Here is a 16,861-nt window from a genome sequence, read left to right as displayed (position 1 = left end):
GCTACCGATGGCCGGTCCGGGTTCCCGTGCCACCGCTGTCAAGGAGGCACTGTGCAGCGATCCGCCGCCCTCACGTACGCCGACGGCACCCTCCTGCGCGACGGGCAACCGCACCGCCTCCTGTCGGGCTCGCTGCACTACTTCCGGGTCCACCCCGAGCAGTGGGCCGACCGGCTGCGACGGCTGGCCGCCCTCGGACTGAACACGGTCGACACCTACGTCCCGTGGAACTTCCACGAACCCACCGAGGGCGACGTCCGCTTCGACGGCCCGCGCGACCTGGCCCGCTTCCTCCGGCTCGCCCAGGACGAGGGGCTGGACGTCGTCGTCCGGCCGGGTCCGTACATCTGCGCCGAGTGGGACAACGGCGGCCTGCCCGCCTGGCTGACCGGCACCCCCGGCATGCGGCTGCGTACGTCCCACGGACCCTTCCTCGAAGCGGTCGACCGGTGGTTCGACGAGCTGATTCCCCGGGTCGCCGAGCTCCAGGCCGGCCGGAGCGGACCGGTCGTGGCCGTGCAGATCGAGAACGAGTACGGCAGCTACGGCGACGACCACTCCTACGTGCGCCACATCCGCGACGCCCTCGTCGCCCGGGGCATCACCGAACTGCTCTACACCGCGGACGGACCGACCCCGCTGATGCAGGACGGCGGAGCCCTGTCCGGCGAACTGGCGGCGGCGACCTTCGGCTCCCGTCCCGCCGAGGCCGCGGCGCTGCTGCGCTCGCGCCGGTCCGGGGAGCCCTTCTTCTGCGCCGAGTTCTGGAACGGCTGGTTCGACCACTGGGGGGAGAAGCACCACGTCCGGTCGGCGGCGAGCGCGGCCGGGGACCTCGGCGGCATCCTCGACGAGGGCGGCTCCGTGAGCCTCTACATGGCGCACGGCGGCACCAACTTCGGGCTGTGGGCGGGCGCCAACCACGACGGCGGCGGTTTCCGGCCCACCGTCACCAGCTACGACTCGGACGCCCCCGTCGCCGAGAACGGTGCCCTGACCCCGAAGTTCTTCGCCCTGCGGGACCGACTGACCGCGCTCGACGGCGCCGCACCCCGGCGCCCGCTGCCCCCCGACCCGCCGCTGCTGGCCCCCCGTGACCTGCCGGTCACCCGGCGGGCCGCCCTGCTCGACGCGTTGCGCGCGGCCGCGCAGCCGGTGGCCGCTCCGCTGCCGCTGAGCTTCGAGGAACTGTCCCTGGCCTCCGGCCTGGTGCTCTACGAGGCCGCCCCGCTGCTGCCCCCGGGGGACCACGAAGTCACCGTCACGGGTCTGCACGACCGCGCCCAGGTGTTCGTCGACGACGCACCCGTCGCCGTACTGGACCGCGAGAGCGCCTCGTTCACCGTCTCCGGTTCCGCGGCGCCGGTCCGGCTGGCGCTGCTGGTGGAGAACCAGGGCCGGATCAACTACGGCCCGCTGCTCGGCCAGGGCAAGGGCATCCTCGGCGGTGTGCGGGTGGAGCGGCGGCTGGTGCACGGCTGGACGATGCGTCCGCTGCCGCTCGACGCGTGGACGTGGCAGGACACGGACCGCGCCGCCGCGGCGGTCCCGCCGGACGGCCGGGCGGGCTTCGCCGGGGCCGTGCTGTCCGTGGACGAGCCCGCGGACGCCTTCGTCGCGCTGCCCGGATTCGGCAAGGGGTTCCTGTGGGTCAACGGGACCCTGCTGGGCCGCTACTGGGAGATCGGGCCGCAGAGCACGCTCTACGTGCCCGGCCCGCTGCTGCACCCAGGCGACAACACCCTGACGGTGCTGGAACTGGAGCACTTCGGCGACCGGATCGCCCTGCGCGAGCGGCCCGAGCTGGGACCGCCGGAGGAGTACGTGGAGACGTTCGACTGACCTCCGCCCCGCCACCTCGCGCGCCGGCGGCCCGCCCCGGGTGGGGGCGGGCCGCCGGCACGACCGGTCAGTGGGCGTCGGCGGGCCGTTCGCCCGGCGGGTAGCCCGTCGGCAGGTCCACCGGCACGCCGTACACGCGCATCTCCGCGGCGGCCGCGTACGGCTGTCCGTTGAGCGCGTTCAGGGCGGTGAACCGCACGTGGGAGGCGCGCACCCGGTCGAAGGAGATCCGCTGCGTCTGCGGGACGTCCTTCAGCGTGCCCTCCGCCACCGTCGTCCACTTCTCGCCGTCCTGGGACACCGCGACCTCGTACCCGGCGACGCGTCCGTTCTGGCCGCCGCTCTGCCGGCCCAGGTACCCGAAGCCGTCGATGTCCGCGGCGCCGTCCAGCTCCAGCGCCACCCAGTGCGGATACGGGGCCTGCGAGGCGGTGTAGTCGGTGTGCCAGATGGTGCCGGCGTCACCGTCGAGCACGTTGGCCACCGGGCCCTCGCCGGAGCCGGAGGAGCCGTTCTCCGAGTCGGCGGTCGCGGACATCGAACCGGGCGAGAGCACCGGTTCGTCGGTCACCGAGGCCCGGGCGTCCGCCGACACGGTCCTGGTCTCCCCGGCATGGGCGTACGTGGCGCTCACCTGCCAGACGGGGGAGGTGCCGGCCGGGTCGGCCGGCGGCGTCAGCAGCCACGTGGTGCGCACGCTCGCGCCCGGCTCGACGCGCTCGAAGAGGTTGCCGTCCTTCTCCTTCACCTCCGCCTTCCAGCCCTCGGGCAGCCCCTGGAAGCCGACGCCGACGTTCTCGACGGCCGCCGACTCGTGGTTGGTGAACGTCGTGACGTACGCGCCGGGCACACCGGGGCTCAGCTCGGCGCCGGACGCGGAGGTGACACCGGCACAGGCGGCCCCGGTCCCGGCCTCGCCCAGGTCGGTCACGGTGAAGTCGTCGAGCACGAGATCCGTGCCCCGCGCGCTGCCGAGTTTGCGCAGCCCGACCCAGGTGTCCCCGCAGCCCGCCACGATCTCGCGGGAGTACGTCGCCGTGTCCAGGGCGGGCGCAAGGACGTCACGGGTGATGTCCCGCGCACTCGTCTTCCCGTCGGCGACCCGGTCCGCTCCGGTGACCCAGGCCCACTGGTCCTCGACGTTGGTCTGGTACGAGAAGGACACGCGGTACTTGTGGCCCTCCTCGAACGGCACCGTGGCGGGGGTCGTGCGGTGGACCAGTCCCGTGTTCTCCGCGTGGGACTTCAGCGAGTGCCGCCCGGCGAGCACGTCGTCGACGGCCCTGCCCTTCAACGTGCCGCTGTCGTAGGGGGAGTAGGTGTTTTTCCACTCCTTCTGGCTGTAGGGCGCGTGCAGGTCGCTGACGCTGGTGCGGGGGTCGGTGACGCCGCCGGCGTCGCCCTTGACGAAGGGCCCCCAGCCCGGCTGGTTGCCCTCGAAGTCGTCGTGCGCGATCACCGTGCCGTCCGTGCCGCGGGGGAGCGGTGCGGTGGTGTCCGCCATGACGCGTACGTCGTCCAGGACGACCGCGGCGTCACCCGCGACGGCCCCCAGCTCCACGGTGACCTGGCCGCCGGGCGGTGCCGTGAAGGAGACGGCGGCCCGCTGGGAGTAGGTGTCGCGCTTCTCGTCGGACGCCATCCTGTTCAGGGCCGGCGTGGTGTCGAAGGTCTTCGGCTCCGTGTCCTTGCCGCCGCGCACCCGCAGCGTCGTGGCCCGGCGCTCGCCCGGGCCGATCTCGACGTCCGCGGCGAGCGTGTACCGCTTGCCCGGGGTGAGGCCGCGGACCCGCTGCGAGACGCCCGAGGCACCGTCGCCCAGGCGGGCCACGTTGTCGCCGTTGGCGGCCCGGACGACCTCGGCGCCGCCCCGCGCGTTCCAGTCGCCGAGGTCCCCGCCGTTGAAGCCGGGGTCGGACAGTCCGGTGTACTGGCCGTAGTGGGCGTCGCGGTGCGGCGCCCGGCCGCCGTTCGGCACGAGGACGTAGGGCTGCCCCTTCTCGGCGGTGAGCGTCACCCGCCCGTCGTGGGCCGTCACCCGGGTCTTCTTCGCCCGGCCCTGGTCGGTGAGTGCGTAGAGGGTGAAGTCCTCGTCGCCCGCGAACCGTTCGGTCAGTCCGAAGGTGTGCTCGCCGCCGGACGCGCTGTAGAAGTACATCTTGTCGGCGTCGACGGGGGAGGAGGTGCCGTCGGCCTTCCCGGCGTTCTGCCAGGGCAGCAGGTAGGTGTCGCCCCTGAGGACCTCGGTGCCGTCCATGGAGATCCGCCGTTCACCGTCGACGGACCGCACGCTCACCCCGTCGGTGAGCCGGGCGGACCTGCCGCGGTCCCAGTCCAGCACCTGGAAGTGCTGGAGGAACTTGGTCGGCAGGTTGTCGGTCCAGATGTTGCGGTAGAAGGCGTTCCAGTCGTCCTGGCCGGTCCAGCCCTCGAACTCGACGACGCTCGCGCCGCCGAGCAGCGGGTCGACGTTCCACACGTCGCGGTCGGAGTTGGCGATGAACCGGACGATGTCCGAGTTGATGCCCTTGTTGGTGGCGCCGCCGTAGTTCTTGTCGGCGGCCCAGTGCGACCACAGCGAGCTGCCCTCGAACTTGTACGCCCACTCGGTGGCGACCTCGAAGCCCATCCCGCGCAGCTCGGCGGCCAGACCGTCGGCCAGCCAGCCGCTGGAGTAGTAGGCGTCGATGTAGACGGTCCTGATGCCCGGTGCCTCCTCGCGCAGCCGCTTGAAGCGGTCGAGGACGGCGCCGGTGCCCAGGTCCTCGCGCTGGTCGATGTGGTAGGCCTGGTTGAGCCAGTCCCAGCCGTTCGGCTGCCCCTCGACCATGTCCTGGCTGAACGTCCTGGCCTGCGCGTAGGCCTCGGTGGCGTTGACGTGCACGGCGAAGTCCGCGTTGTAGTCGGCGCCGGTTGCGGTGAGGCGGTTCAGGTCCTTCCAGCCGCCCGCGCGGACGTTCTCGTTGCCGCCGTAGTCGGGGTGGGCGGAGTCGTGGCCCTCGCTCGCGTACCCCTTCTCCAGCACCCACTGCCCGAGGTCGTCGGTGGCCATGGAGATGCGCTTGGTGTTGTCCAGCGTCTTCAGGAACGGGTTGGTGGCCTGGCTCGCGAAGTTGAACGGGATGCGCTGGACGACGCGTTCGGGCACCCGGTCGGCGCCGAGCGGGCGGCGCATGTGCTCCCGGTGCGCGATGGCGCCGTCCTGCCAGTCGACCGTGCCGTCCCCGTTGGCGTCGGCGGCGAGGACCACGGTCGCCCGGGGCAGCTCGTAGGTGTCGACCCGCGGGTCGCTCGCGCCCTCCGGATGGTACGTGTACGTGCCGACCGACAGCTCCGCCCGGCGCCGCCCTTCCCCCGCGTCGACGATGCGGGACCGCAGGCGGGTGTTCCCGTTGGTGTTGTCGTCCTGCGGCGAGTCCTCGGTCGCGTTGGTGATGACACCCGCGGACAGCTGCGCGTTGCCGACGAACGCGTACGGGGTGCCCACGGGCTCCTTGTCCGGGACGGTGTCACCGGTGACGGGGATGAAGCGGTCGGCGGTCGTGGTCGAGTCCGTGGAGATCTTCGTGCGGGCGAGGTTGGCGCCCGGGTCGTCGGAGTCGACGGAGACGAGGGACTGGCCGGGGATCGCCAGGGTGCGCACGCCCGACGCGGCCTCGCCCGAGATCCTCTCGACGGCGAAGACGACCGTCGTGTCCCCGGTCACCGTGATGGTGGAGGTGATCGTGAGACCGGGCAGGTCCTCGAAGGCGGAGGTGTAGGTCGCCCTGCTGCCCTCCGCCTTCATGGTGGTGGTGGCGCGGTGGGCCTGGCCGTTGACGGTGAAGCTGTCCAGCGCCGTCGCCTGCCCGCCGAGACCGCGCCGGCCCAGCCGGTAGGACATGATCTGGGGGAACTCCTTGGCCACGGTGACGGTCAGTGCGCCCCGTCTCAGTTCCTCCGGTGTCCCCGCCGCGGGCGCCGGTGCCGGGACGGTCTGGGCCGCGTCCGCGGGCACGGCGGCCGTCGACAGCAGACCGGCGGTCAGGCCCAGCACCGCGACGAGGGCACCGGGGCGCGGCAGTCGTCCACGTCCCGGTGGGGCGGTCGGTGGGGCGCTCGGTGGGGAGGACGACGAGGATGTCGGGCTGTGCGCTCCGGCCGCTCGCTTCGGTGTGATCGCTGTCATCTCGTTGCCGCTCGCCCTTCTCTGTGTCGACAGAGGCGTCTACGGAGAAACTTGATCCACGCGAGGTCCGCGTTGGCGGGAACTATGGCAGAGGATGTTATCGATGCCAATGGGTCGCGTCTGGCTAGACTCCGGGGCGGGACCCGTACCCGCGCAGGAGGCCCGGGCCGCGGTCTTCGTGGAGAGGCGAGCGATGTCATCGGAAACGCCGGCAGCCGACCGGACGCCCGTGCGCGGGCGGACGGCCGACGACGGTGGCGCCCGGCCGCCCGGCATGGCCGACGTGGCGCGGCTCGCCGGGGTCTCCGCCCAGACGGTGTCCCGCACCCTGGCCGGTCACCCCAACGTCCAGCACGGGACCCGCGCCAAGGTGCTCGCCGCGGTCGAGGAGCTCGGCTACCGGAAGAACAACGCGGCGCGGATGCTGTCGTCGGGGCGCAGCCGGACGATCGGCGTCGTGACGCTGCGGACCACCTTCTACTCCCGCGCGAACCTGCTCTTCGGCATCGAGGCGGCGGCACGCGAGGCGGGGTACGCGGTGTCCACCGCCGCCACGGCGTCCCTGGACACCGCGGCCATCGAGGGCGCGCTGTCCCGGCTGGCGGAGCAGGACGTCGAGGGGGTCGTCCTCTCGGTGCCGCTGGTGCACGTGAGCCCGAGGATCGAGCGGCTCACCCGCTCGGTGCCGACCGTCACCGTCGACGGATCGAGGACACCGGCCACCGAGGTCGTCGCCGTGGACCAGACCCTGGCGGGTCGCCTGGCGACCCGGCATCTGATCGAGCTGGGCCACGAGACCGTGTGGCACGTGTCCGGCCCCCAGGAGTGGCTCGACGCCGCCAGCCGGTGCGCCGGCTGGCGCGACACCCTGGAGGAGGCGGGGCTGTCCGTGCCGCCGGTGCTGGAAGGAGACTGGACACCCGCCTCCGGGTACCGCAACGGGCTGGTCCTGGGCCGGATCCCCGACGTCACCGCGGTGTTCGTGGCCAGCGACGAGATGGCCTTCGGGGTGATCCGGGCCCTGCACGAGGCCGGGCGCAGGGTGCCGCAGGACGTCTCCGTCGTCGGGGTGGACGACATCGCGCTCGCCGAGTACTGCTCGCCCTCGCTCACCACGGTGGCCCAGCCGTTCGCCGAGATGGGTGCCCTCGCCGTCGCCCACCTGCTGCGGCACATCGCGGACCCGGGCGCGGCGCCGGAACCCGCCTCCGTCGAGCCCGTGCTGGTCGTGCGCGCCAGTACGGCGGCGGTCGGCGGCGCGGCGGGGCGCCGGTCCTGACCCCCACCGGCCCGCAGCCGGCCCGCGGTCGGCCCGAGCTCCGGCCCCGGGCCCGCCGCCCGTGGAGAGCCTGCGTTCAGGCCCGGTGGCACTCCCCGTCCTGCGCGGGAGTTCGGGCGACGAGGACCAGCGCGGCGAGGAAGTCCTCGAAGGCCCGGTCGGCTCGCGCGACGTCACCGGTGGTCTCGATGTCCATGATGAGACCGCGGACCACCGCCAGTACGAGGGTGGCGAGTTCAGGACGGCCGATGCTGCGCATGCCGTCCTCGAACGGTTGCAGCCAGTCCGTGGTGGACTCGCGGCGGAAGCCCGGCCACAACCGCTGCTCGGCGTTCTCGCGGAGTTTGCCGAACATGGTGAGGTACGGCCGGCCCGCCGGGCCGGTCATGACCCGCCAAGCTCGTCGCAGCGTGCTCGGATAGGGCTCTTCTGGCCGCGGGGCGACCAGTTCGCCGAAGAAGTCGCGCTGGCGTCGCCGTGCCCGTCTCAGGGTCTCCCGCAGCAACGCGTCCCGGGTCCCGAAGTGGTAGATGAGCATCCGGGCCGAGGTGCCGGAGGCCTCCGCCAGCGGCTCGAGGCGGTCGGGAAGCCCGTGCACGAGCGCGTGGTCGACGCAGGCGTCGAGGATGCGGTCGCGGATCTCGGGCTGCTTGTGTCGACCCATCGCCGCACTTTTTCACGTAACGGGAGCTACGTCTACCGTTGATCGTGGCGCTTGGAGCTCGCAATCAAGGAGGAAGAGATGCGCGTGGTGTTCGTGCACGGGGCCTGTGTGCGTGACGGGTCGTGGTGGTGGCACCTGGCGGCCTCGGCGCTGCGCGAGCACGGTGTCGGCAGCGCTGCCCCGGCACTGCCGAGCTGCGGCGAGGGGGACCGGCCGGCCGGGCCGGAGGGTCCCGGACTGCCCGAGGACGTCGCCGCGGTGCGCGCGGTCCTGACCGAGGGGGACGAGCCGACCGTGGTCGTGGCGCACAGCTACGGCGGAATCGTCGCAGCCGAGGCGGCGGCGGGTGTGGAGGCGGTGCGGCACATGGTGCTGGTGTCGAGCTATCTGCCCGAGCCCGGCGAGTCCCTGTCGACGTTCGGCGCCGACGTACCCCCGCCGTTCCTGGACTTCGACCCCGACGGCGGCACCTTCGGCGCCCGGCCCGAGCTGTTCGCCGAGACGTTCGTCCAGGACTGCCCGCCGGACCTGGCCCGCGAAGCGGCCGCCCTGCTCGCCCGGCAGACGCTGGCCGTGACCCGGCAGCCCGTCCGTGCGGCGGCCTGGCACGACGTGTCCACGACGTATGTGGTGTGCACCGAGGACCGCGGCACCCCGGTGGCCGCGCAGCGTGCGTTCTCCCGCCGTGCCGGCGACGTCGTCGAGGTGGCGGCGGGCCACCACCCGTTCCTGTCGCAGCCGCAGGCCGTCGCCGACATCGTCCGGCGCCTGGCGTGACCGCACCGGGCGCTCAGGCCCGGTGCGAGGCGCGGGAGGCCGGTGCCGGCGTCGGCAGGGGGCTGGTCGCCGCCCGGGTGACGTCGCCGACCAGCTCGACCACGTCCGGGCCGTACGCCTGGGAGTTGACGACCTTGAGCAGCAGCACGAAGGAGTTGTTGCCGTGCTTGCGGGCCAGCTTCTCGTGGTGCCGGGCCAGGTAGCGGGTGGCGGCCTGGTTGGTGATCGCGCGCTGGCCGCAGAAGAGGAAGGCGGGCCGGGCCTCGCGCCGGTCCCCGGCGGTGAGGCGGGCCAGCAGTACGTACTCCGTGACACCCGCCTCCAGCCGGTAGCGCTCGCCGCCGATCTGGAAGGCGCCCCGGTCCGGTCCGGGCTCCGGGTCGACGTTCATCCGCACCCCGGGCAGCATCGCCGCCATGTGGGCGACCATGCGCCGGTTCGAACCGGGGCCGCCCACACAGAACTCCGTGCGCTCGCCGAAGCCCTGGGCGACCATGTCCTGGGTGACCACTTGGGCGTGCGCGCCGCAGTCCTTGATCAAGGCGGACAGCTCGAGCAGGGCGAAGACGTCGAAGCGGTGGACGGCCGGTTCGGAGGCGGCGGGGTCCCGGTTGACGACGAGCAGCGACTCGGAGCTGTCGGGCAGTCCGAAGAACGCCTGCTTGCGCCTCAGTTTCCGCTTCCACAGATAGGTGCGGACGAACCAGCCCAGCGTGGCGCTGATGCCCGCCGCGACCACACCCAGGACGATGTTGCGTACGTCGTCGGTCATGGGCGGGCATGTTAGCGGGCGTCGGCGTATCCGTGTTCGACGGGAGCAACGACGCCAGCGCTTCCGGGACCACCGGGGCCCGACGACCGCACGGCCCCGGCCGCGCATCCGAGGCGGAACCATCGTCGCCGTAGTCCTGTCTGCTGGCGGTGGGCCTCGGCTGCCCCGGGTGTTCCTGCCGTGGGCGGTGGCGGCAGCGGCCCCGTACGGCTATGCGGCATCCGTTTCACGAGCAGCGGTCGCGGCATAGTCGGTCGGGGTCCGGCCGTAGTACTGGCGGAAGGCGCGGGCGAAGTGGCCGCTGTCGGCGAACTGCCAGCGGGCGGCTATCTCCGTGACGGTCATGCGCCGGTGCGGTGCGACGAGCGCGCGGCATGCCTCCTCGAGGCGGCGGCGCCGGATGTAGGCGCTCAGCGGTCGGCCTTCCCTGGCGAAGGCCCGTTGGAGGGTACGCGGGGAGACGTTCAGCTCCCGGGCGACAGCCGAGGCGGACAGGGCGGGGTCGGTGAGCCGGCGGTCGGCCAGGTCTCGCGCGGCTTGGGCCAGGGCCGGCGACAACAGGGGCTCCACGTCGTCCAGGCCGCCCCCCGCGGCGGCGCGGGCCAACTCGGTCAGGGTGCTGCGGGCGGCGTCGACCCCGGCCGGCCCGAGACGGTCCAGCGTCCGGCCCACCATGGCGGCGTGCGCCGTCAGCAGCCGCACCTCGGCGGTGCCGGCCGGACCGGAAGCCGGCCGGCCCCGTCGGGGCCGCACCTCTGCGGCGGGCAGCACGAGTACCTGCACGACGGTGCGCGGCGCCGCGGAGAAGTGGGACAGCCGTCCCGTCTGCACCAGCAGGCGGCCGGCCGGTGCCGTGTGCTCGGCTCCGCCCGGTTCGCCGAACCGCCAGGCCCCTCGGTGGACGATCCACAGGCGTACGTGATCGTCGGCCCCGACCCGTCGGCCCACCGTCCGCAGGGCGGCCGCGGTCTCGAAGCGGTTGAACATCATGTCCCGCACCCGGAACCCGCGGGACCGCACCGAGAAGCCGGACACGGTCGTCCGGCCGAAGGGCGCCAGCGCGAAGGGCTCGCCCATCCGGCTCCGCCACTCGTGTGCGAACACGCTGAAGGCGTTCGCGCCGCTGACGTCAGCCGAGAAAGTGCCGCTCATCGTTGTCGCAAATCTCCCGTTCGGGCTGACGCACCGGTCCAAGGCGCCGAGACCGCACGCTTCCTACCGTTGTTCCGGCATACGACGAAGATCCGACATCCGTGGTCCGGAATGTCGATACAAGGGTAACGAGGTGGCGCATTGAGCACGCTCGCGATCGTGGGCGCAGGCCCGCAACTGGGGCGCGCGATCGGCCGGCGGTTCGCCGCCGAGGGGGTCGACGTGGCGCTGATCGCCCGCAGCCGCGCGACGCTGCGGGCCGTGGCCGACGAGTTGACCGACACGGGCGTGCGGGCCGAGGTGTTCCCCGCCGACGTGACCGACCGTCCCGCTCTGCACGCCGCGCTCACCGCAGCCGAGGAGCGGCTGGGACCGATCGACATACTCGAGTACTCGCCCGCGCCGTCCCCGGCCGACCTGCGCCGGGCGCCGCTGGTCGGGGCCACGGAGGTCACCGTCGAGTCGGTTCTGGCCCAGCTGGACCTCTATCTGCTCGGGGGCGTGGCGGCGGTGCAGCACGTCCTGCCGGGCATGCTGGAGCGCGGCACGGGGACGATCCTGGTCAGCAGCGGGGCGGGGTCGGGGCCGGTGATCGCCCCGCACGTGGCGAACGTCCAGATCGCCACCGGCGGGATGCGCAACTGGATCCTCAACCTGCACGCGGCGCTCTCGGGTTCCGGCGTCTACGCCGCGCACGTGGCGATCGCCGCCTACATCGGCCAAGGGGGCCACGCCTCCCAGCCGCAGACGATCGCCGACGCCTACTGGCGGCTGCACACCGGGCGCACCGAAGCCGAGCTGGTCATCCAGGATCTGCCGGACGACTACCTGGACCGGGGACTGGCCGACAAGTTCGTCGAGCCGTGAGGCGCCCACGGCTGCGCGGCCGAAGCAGGCCGCGTCGTCCGCGCCGGCCGGCGCTTCTGCTCTTCGGAAGGCCCGCTCCAGCACCGGCTCACCGAACTCGCCCCCGCACACGGTCACTCGGTCCGGCAGGGGCGGGCCTCGGTGTTCGAGCTGTTCCGCACGTATCTCGGCGACCAGGGGAGCGTGGGTGACTGGGACGGGTTCTGCCGCGCGGCCGGCGCCTCGGCGTCTCCGATGGCGCGGTCCTTCGTGGCGGACGGGATCCCGCAGCACCTGAAGGAGTAGTTCCTCGGCCGGCCGGTGGGGAGAAGAGGAAGGTCCTGCCTCGCGGCGGCGGCTCCTCAGAGCGTGCCCTCCTCCAAGGCCCGCTCCAGGTCGACGTCGGTGCAGAACAGCCGTACCTTCGCCGACACCGTCACCTTCTCCACGGCCGCCTCGACCCGCGCCCGGAACTCCGGCTCCCAACGGGAGACGCCCGAGATGACGACCGGGAAACGTCCCGTCCGCCCCAACACCACGAATCTCCCGGCACGTTCCGACGTCGAGACCGACACTTCGTGCTGAAGGCCGTCGTCGTCGACGACGCCCTGCACTGCTCGCCTCGCCTCGTCGGCCTGCTCGCGTGAGGAAAGGCCGCTGACGTCCAACTCGATGCGTATGTTCACGGACATGGCGCTCACCCTAAGAGGTCCTGGCGAAGCCGTTGGACGTGGCGGTGGGTGATCGGGCAGACGGCGATGCCGAGGAACGCTTCGTGGATGTCGTCGTGTCGTTCCCAGCGGGACGCGCAGGCCGCGGATGCCGCCGAAGCCGTGGAGCCAGGCGATCGTGCGCTCGACGACGCGGTGGAGGATGCCCGGGCCGGTGCCGTGTGGCTCGCCGCGCGACCTGAGGCCGACCCGCTCTCGTCCCCGGGTGGGACCCGCGGAGGGCGTAGTACTGCGGATTCAGTACCGCGCAGTGTCGGCAGCGGGACGACGACAGGACACCCCCCTCTTCAGGAGGCTGGAGGCACCTTCGAGACCCGGATGTGGAGACCTCCCCGTGGCTGCTTTTCTGTATCGAATGGGCCGCTTGGCCTTCAGGCGACGCTGGACCGTCGCCCTTGTCTGGGCCGCCGTGCTGGCCGCCGTAGGACTCGCCGGCATGACCGCGCCGGAGGCGGAGGAGGAACCCTTCTCCATGCCGGGGATCGAGTCGCAGGAAGCCTTCGACCTGATGGAGGAGCGGTTCCCCGGCGCCGCCGCCGACGGCGCCACCGCCCGCGTCGTCTTCGTCTCGCCGAACGGAGAGAAGGTCACCGCCGCCGAGAACAAGAAGGCCGTCGAGGCGGCGATAGCCGAACTCGCGGACGGCACGCAGGTCGCGAGCACCGTCGATCCGTACGAGTCCGGCGCGGTCAGCGAGGACGGCTCCACCGCGTACACGACCGTGACCTACAAGGTCGACGCCGCCGGCCTCACCGACGCCAGCCGCGGCCATCTGGACGAGTCGCTCGAGCACGCCCGTGACTCCGGGCTCACCGTCGAGGCAGGCGGCGACGCCATGGAGGACATGGGCGGACCCAGCGGCACCGCCGAGGCGATCGGCGTCTCCGTCGCCGCCGTCGTCCTGCTGATCACCTTCGGTTCACTGGCCGCCGCCGGACTCCCGCTGCTCACCGCGCTCATCGGCGTCGGCATCAGCCTGTTCGCCATCACGGCCCTGGCCGGTCCGCTGGGCCTGGCCGACACCACCAGCACCGTGGCGATCATGCTGGGCCTGGCCGTCGGCATCGACTACGCCCTGTTCATCGTCTCCCGCTACCGCGAGGAGCGCGCCAAGGGGCGGACCGCCCAGGAGGCCGTCGCCCTCGCCACCGGCACCGCGGGCTCCGCCGTGGTCTTCGCCGGGCTCACCGTCGTGATCGCGCTCGCCGGCCTCTCCGTCGTCGGTATCCCGATGCTGACGGAGATGGGTCTGGGCGCGGCGGGCGCGGTCGTCGTCGGCGTGCTCATCGCGCTGACCCTGGTCCCGGCCCTCCTCGGTTTCTGGCCCGACGCCATCCTGACCCGCAAGGACCGCAAGGACCGCAAGGACCGCAAGGCCCGCCGAGCGGGCGGTACGCCGCGGGAGACGCGCAAGGTCAACGGCGGCACCCGCTGGGCGAGTTTCGTGCTGCGCCGCCCGCTGCCCGTGCTGCTCGCGGCCGTCGCGGGCCTCGGCGCCCTGGCGCTGCCGATGACCGACCTTCAGCTCGGTATGCCCGGCGATGAGGCCAAGTCCACGCAGACCACCCAGCGGCGGGCCTACGACGCGCTCGCCGAGGGCTTCGGGCCCGGCTTCAACGGGCCGTTGACCGTGGTCGTGGACGCCAGGGACGCCGACGACCCGAAGGCCGCGGCCGAGACCGTTTCCGAGCGGATCGGCGGCACCGAGGGCGTGGTGTCGGTCTCCCCGGCGCAGTTCAACGAATCCGGTGACACGGCCGTCTTCTCCGTCGTCCCCACCACCGCGCCGACCGGCCAGGAGACCAAGGACCTGGTCAACACCATCCGCGGCGACCGGCCCGGCATCGAGTCCGAGGCCGGGGCGACCTTCGAGGTCACCGGCACTACCGCGATGAACATCGACGTCTCCGAGAAGGTGCAGTCCGCCCTGGTGCCGTACCTGCTCGTGGTGGTCGGGCTCGCCGTGATCCTGCTGCTGGTGGTCTTCCGCTCGATCCTCATCCCGCTGAAGGCGGCCGCCGGCTTCCTGCTCTCGGTGCTCGCCTCGCTCGGCGCGGTGGTCGTGGTCTTCCAGCAGGGCCACGGCGCCGATCTGCTGGGCGTGGAGACCACCGGTCCCATCATGAGCCTGATGCCGATCTTCCTGGTCGGTATCGTCTTCGGCCTCGCGATGGACTACGAGGTCTTCCTGGTCTCGCGGATGCGCGAGGCGTACGTCCACGGCGAGCGGCCCGCCCAGGCCGTGACCTCCGGCTTCCAGCACAGCGCCCGGGTCGTCGTGGCCGCCGCGCTGATCATGATCGCGGTGTTCTCCGGGTTCATCGGGGACAGCGACGCCATGATCAAGATGATCGGCTTCGGCCTCGCCTCGGCCGTCCTGCTCGACGCCTTCGTGGTCCGGATGGCGATCGTCCCGGCCGTCCTCGCCCTGCTCGGCGAGCGGGCCTGGTGGCTGCCGAAGTGGCTGGACCGGATCCTGCCCCGGGTCGACGTGGAGGGCGAGGCCCTGACCCGCCCGACCGGCCCCGAGGCGGAGCCGGCCGAGAAGGACCTCGCCCGCACCTGACCCTGGTGCGCAGGAGCCGCCCGGCGTCGTCCCCGCGATCCGGGCGGTTTCGCATCGTTCACCATTGGTGCCAGACCCTCACCGAGAGAGCCCACCATGAACAGCAGCCTGGAGCGCTACACCGAGCGCGTGGAACAGTACGCGTCGCGCTTCTCGCACTTTCCCCGCTTCGTGGACGTGACGATGGTGCTGGCCCTCATCGGCTGCGCCTTCTTCGGCACCCAGCTCAGCCTCCCCGGCGTCGACCGCCCGGACACGGGGAAGTCGCTGGAGGTCCTGCTCGGCCTGTCCTGCTTCGTCCTGCTGAAGTACCGCACGCACACCCGCACGGTCGTGGTCGTGGTCGCCGGTGTCACCATCGCCGCGATCGCGCGCGGTTACCTGCTCACCCCGATGCTGCTGGCCCCGCTGCTCGCCGCGATGTACTGGCTGGCCGTCCTGTGCGACCGCCGGACCGTCCGCCGGTACGCGCTCGTCGCCACGGTGGCCCTGCTGACCGTGAACCTGTTCTCCGACGGCATGCGCGACCTCTCTCCCGTCCTGACCGTGATCGGCCCGGTGTTCTGGATGGCCCTGCCGCTCGTCGGCGGCAGCCTGGCCCGGCTGCGCGGCGACTACCTGGAAGCGGTCAAGTCCCGCGCCGAGCACGCCGAACGCACCCGGGAGGAGGAGGCCCGGCTGCGGGTGACCGAGGAGCGCATGCGCATCGCCCGCGAGTTGCACGACGTCGTGGCCCACCACCTGGCCCTCGCCAACGCCCAGGCCGGCACCGCCGCCCACCTCTCGCGCAGCAACCCCGAGCAAGGCCGGAAGATCCTCGACGACCTCACCGGCACCACCTCCGCGGCGTTGCGCGAGCTCAAGGCCACCCTGGGCCTGCTGCGCCAGGACGACCGGCCCGAGGGCGAGGGCCTGGAACCGGCGCCGGGGCTCGCCCGCCTTCCCGAGCTGATCGACTCCTACCGCTCGGCGGGTCTGGAAGTCGTCGTCCACCAGTCGGGTGTGCGCCGCCCGCTGACGCCGGGCGTGGACCTGACCGCGTACCGGATCGTGCAGGAAGCCCTCACCAACGTCGCCAAGCATGCCCCCGAACGTGCCGCCCGCGTCGGCTTCACCTACGCCGGCTCCCGGCTGCTCATCACCGTCAGCAATGACGGCCCGGCCACCGCCACCGCCACCGCCGACAACGCGGCGTCCGGCGGTTTCGGGTTGCGGGGCATGCGGGAGCGCGCCCAGTCCATCGGCGGCGACCTGTGCGCGGGCCCCCGCCCCGAGGGCGGCTTCGAGGTCACCACCGCGCTGCCGCTGCAACCGTCCGCCGCCGTCGAAGGAGAGTCTCCATGACCGTGAAGGTGCTGCTCGCGGACGACCAGGCCCTGCTGCGGGCCACGTTCCGTATCCTGATCGACTCCTGCCCGGACCTGGAGGTCGTGGGGGAGGCGTCCGACGGCGCGGAGGCGCTGGAACTGGCCCGTACCCACCACCCCGACGTCGTGCTCATGGACATCCGCATGCCCGGGACGGACGGTCTGTCCGGCACCGCGGGAATCTGCGCCGATCCGGAGCTGGCGGCCACCCGGGTGCTGATCCTGACCACCTTCGAGACCGAGGACTACGTCGCTCAGGCACTGCGGGCCGGGGCCAGCGGCTTCCTCGGCAAGGACGTCACCGCGGACGCCCTGCTGGCCGGCATCCGTACGGTGGCCTCCGGGGAGGCGCTGCTCTCCCCCAACGCCACCCGCACCCTGATCTCCCGCTTCCTCACCTCCCCGGCCCCCGGCACCCATCTGGTGCCCCCGGAACGACTCGCCGACCTCACCGGAAGGGAACGGGAAGTGATGGCGCTGGCGGCCGAGGGCGGGTCCAACGCGGAGATCGCCGAGTTGCTGGTGGTCAGCCCGCTGACGGTACGGACGCACATCCACCGCGCGATGACGAAACTCAACGCCCGCGACCGGGCACAGCTCGTCGTCATCGCGTATCAGTCGGGGCTGGTGCGGGCGGGAGGGGACAACGGGGCCCCGCCGGGGCACAGGAGCTCCCCCACACCCTGATGGGGATTCC

The 16,861-nt window shown here is 72.5% G+C and carries 13 protein-coding genes; 8 read left to right on the top strand and 5 right to left on the bottom strand.

Annotation, left to right across the window (positions count from 1 at the left end; genetic code table 11):
- The first annotated feature begins 51 nt into the window (after positions 1 to 51).
- A complete protein-coding gene (locus tag B9W62_RS07050) occupies positions 52 to 1,842 on the top strand; it encodes a glycoside hydrolase family 35 protein (protein WP_087806245.1) in 1,791 nt (596 codons plus the stop codon).
- 67 nt (positions 1,843 to 1,909) lie between these two features.
- On the opposite strand, the gene B9W62_RS07045 is transcribed toward B9W62_RS07050, so the two are convergent.
- Positions 1,910 to 5,878, bottom strand: a complete 3,969-nt coding sequence (locus B9W62_RS07045) for an endo-alpha-N-acetylgalactosaminidase family protein (RefSeq protein ID WP_256976214.1) — start codon at positions 5,876 to 5,878, stop codon at positions 1,910 to 1,912.
- Positions 5,879 to 6,203: 325 nt separating this feature from the next.
- On the opposite strand from B9W62_RS07045, the gene B9W62_RS07040 reads away from it, so the two are divergent.
- Positions 6,204 to 7,289, top strand: coding sequence for a LacI family DNA-binding transcriptional regulator (locus B9W62_RS07040; RefSeq protein ID WP_087806241.1), 1,086 nt, complete (start codon positions 6,204 to 6,206; stop codon positions 7,287 to 7,289).
- A gap of 76 nt (positions 7,290 to 7,365) precedes the next feature.
- On the opposite strand, the gene B9W62_RS07035 is transcribed toward B9W62_RS07040, so the two are convergent.
- A complete protein-coding gene (locus B9W62_RS07035) occupies positions 7,366 to 7,953 on the bottom strand; it encodes a TetR/AcrR family transcriptional regulator (RefSeq protein ID WP_087806239.1) in 588 nt (195 codons plus the stop codon).
- A 78-nt stretch (positions 7,954 to 8,031) separates the two neighbouring features.
- On the opposite strand from B9W62_RS07035, the gene B9W62_RS07030 reads away from it, so the two are divergent.
- On the top strand, positions 8,032 to 8,730 hold the full coding sequence (locus B9W62_RS07030; protein ID WP_087806237.1) for an alpha/beta hydrolase: 699 nt from the start codon (positions 8,032 to 8,034) through the stop codon (positions 8,728 to 8,730).
- 13 nt (positions 8,731 to 8,743) lie between these two features.
- On the opposite strand, the gene B9W62_RS07025 is transcribed toward B9W62_RS07030, so the two are convergent.
- Together B9W62_RS07025 and B9W62_RS07020 are read right to left on the bottom strand one after the other, a co-directional pair.
- Positions 8,744 to 9,502: a hypothetical protein gene (locus B9W62_RS07025; protein ID WP_087806236.1), complete on the bottom strand. Its 759-nt coding sequence runs from the start codon at positions 9,500 to 9,502 to the stop codon at positions 8,744 to 8,746.
- A 210-nt stretch (positions 9,503 to 9,712) separates the two neighbouring features.
- Positions 9,713 to 10,654 (bottom strand): helix-turn-helix transcriptional regulator, encoded by a 942-nt coding sequence (locus tag B9W62_RS07020; protein ID WP_087806234.1) that lies wholly within the window; start codon positions 10,652 to 10,654, stop codon positions 9,713 to 9,715.
- A gap of 141 nt (positions 10,655 to 10,795) precedes the next feature.
- Between B9W62_RS07020 and B9W62_RS07015 the strand changes: the two genes are divergently transcribed.
- Entirely contained in the window at positions 10,796 to 11,521 is a 726-nt protein-coding gene (locus B9W62_RS07015; RefSeq protein ID WP_087806232.1) for an SDR family NAD(P)-dependent oxidoreductase, read from the top strand.
- Between the two features lie 141 nt (positions 11,522 to 11,662).
- Entirely contained in the window at positions 11,663 to 11,806 is a 144-nt protein-coding gene (locus B9W62_RS07010) for a hypothetical protein (RefSeq protein WP_256976213.1), read from the top strand.
- Between the two features lie 56 nt (positions 11,807 to 11,862).
- On the opposite strand, the gene B9W62_RS07005 is transcribed toward B9W62_RS07010, so the two are convergent.
- Entirely contained in the window at positions 11,863 to 12,192 is a 330-nt protein-coding gene (locus B9W62_RS07005) for a hypothetical protein (protein WP_143665454.1), read from the bottom strand.
- Between the two features lie 373 nt (positions 12,193 to 12,565).
- Here B9W62_RS07005 and B9W62_RS07000 point away from each other — a divergent pair, with 373 nt between their 5' ends.
- The 3 genes from B9W62_RS07000 (at position 12,566) to B9W62_RS06990 (ending at position 16,851) form a co-directional block, all read left to right on the top strand.
- On the top strand, positions 12,566 to 14,797 hold the full coding sequence (locus tag B9W62_RS07000; protein WP_179235379.1) for an MMPL family transporter: 2,232 nt from the start codon (positions 12,566 to 12,568) through the stop codon (positions 14,795 to 14,797).
- Positions 14,798 to 14,893: 96 nt separating this feature from the next.
- Positions 14,894 to 16,141: a sensor histidine kinase gene (locus B9W62_RS06995; protein WP_087806226.1), complete on the top strand. Its 1,248-nt coding sequence runs from the start codon at positions 14,894 to 14,896 to the stop codon at positions 16,139 to 16,141.
- Positions 16,138 to 16,851 (top strand): response regulator transcription factor, encoded by a 714-nt coding sequence (locus tag B9W62_RS06990; RefSeq protein WP_087806224.1) that lies wholly within the window; start codon positions 16,138 to 16,140, stop codon positions 16,849 to 16,851. The genes B9W62_RS06995 and B9W62_RS06990 overlap by 4 nt, the downstream gene beginning before the upstream one ends.
- Positions 16,852 to 16,861 lie beyond the last annotated feature (10 nt).

It is taken from the genome of Streptomyces sp. CS113 (assembly GCF_002188365.1).
Classification (GTDB): Bacteria; Actinomycetota; Actinomycetes; order Streptomycetales; family Streptomycetaceae; genus Streptomyces; species Streptomyces tendae.
The sequence above is the reverse complement of the archived record's forward strand: the minus strand, read 5'-3'. Positions and strand labels throughout refer to the sequence as shown.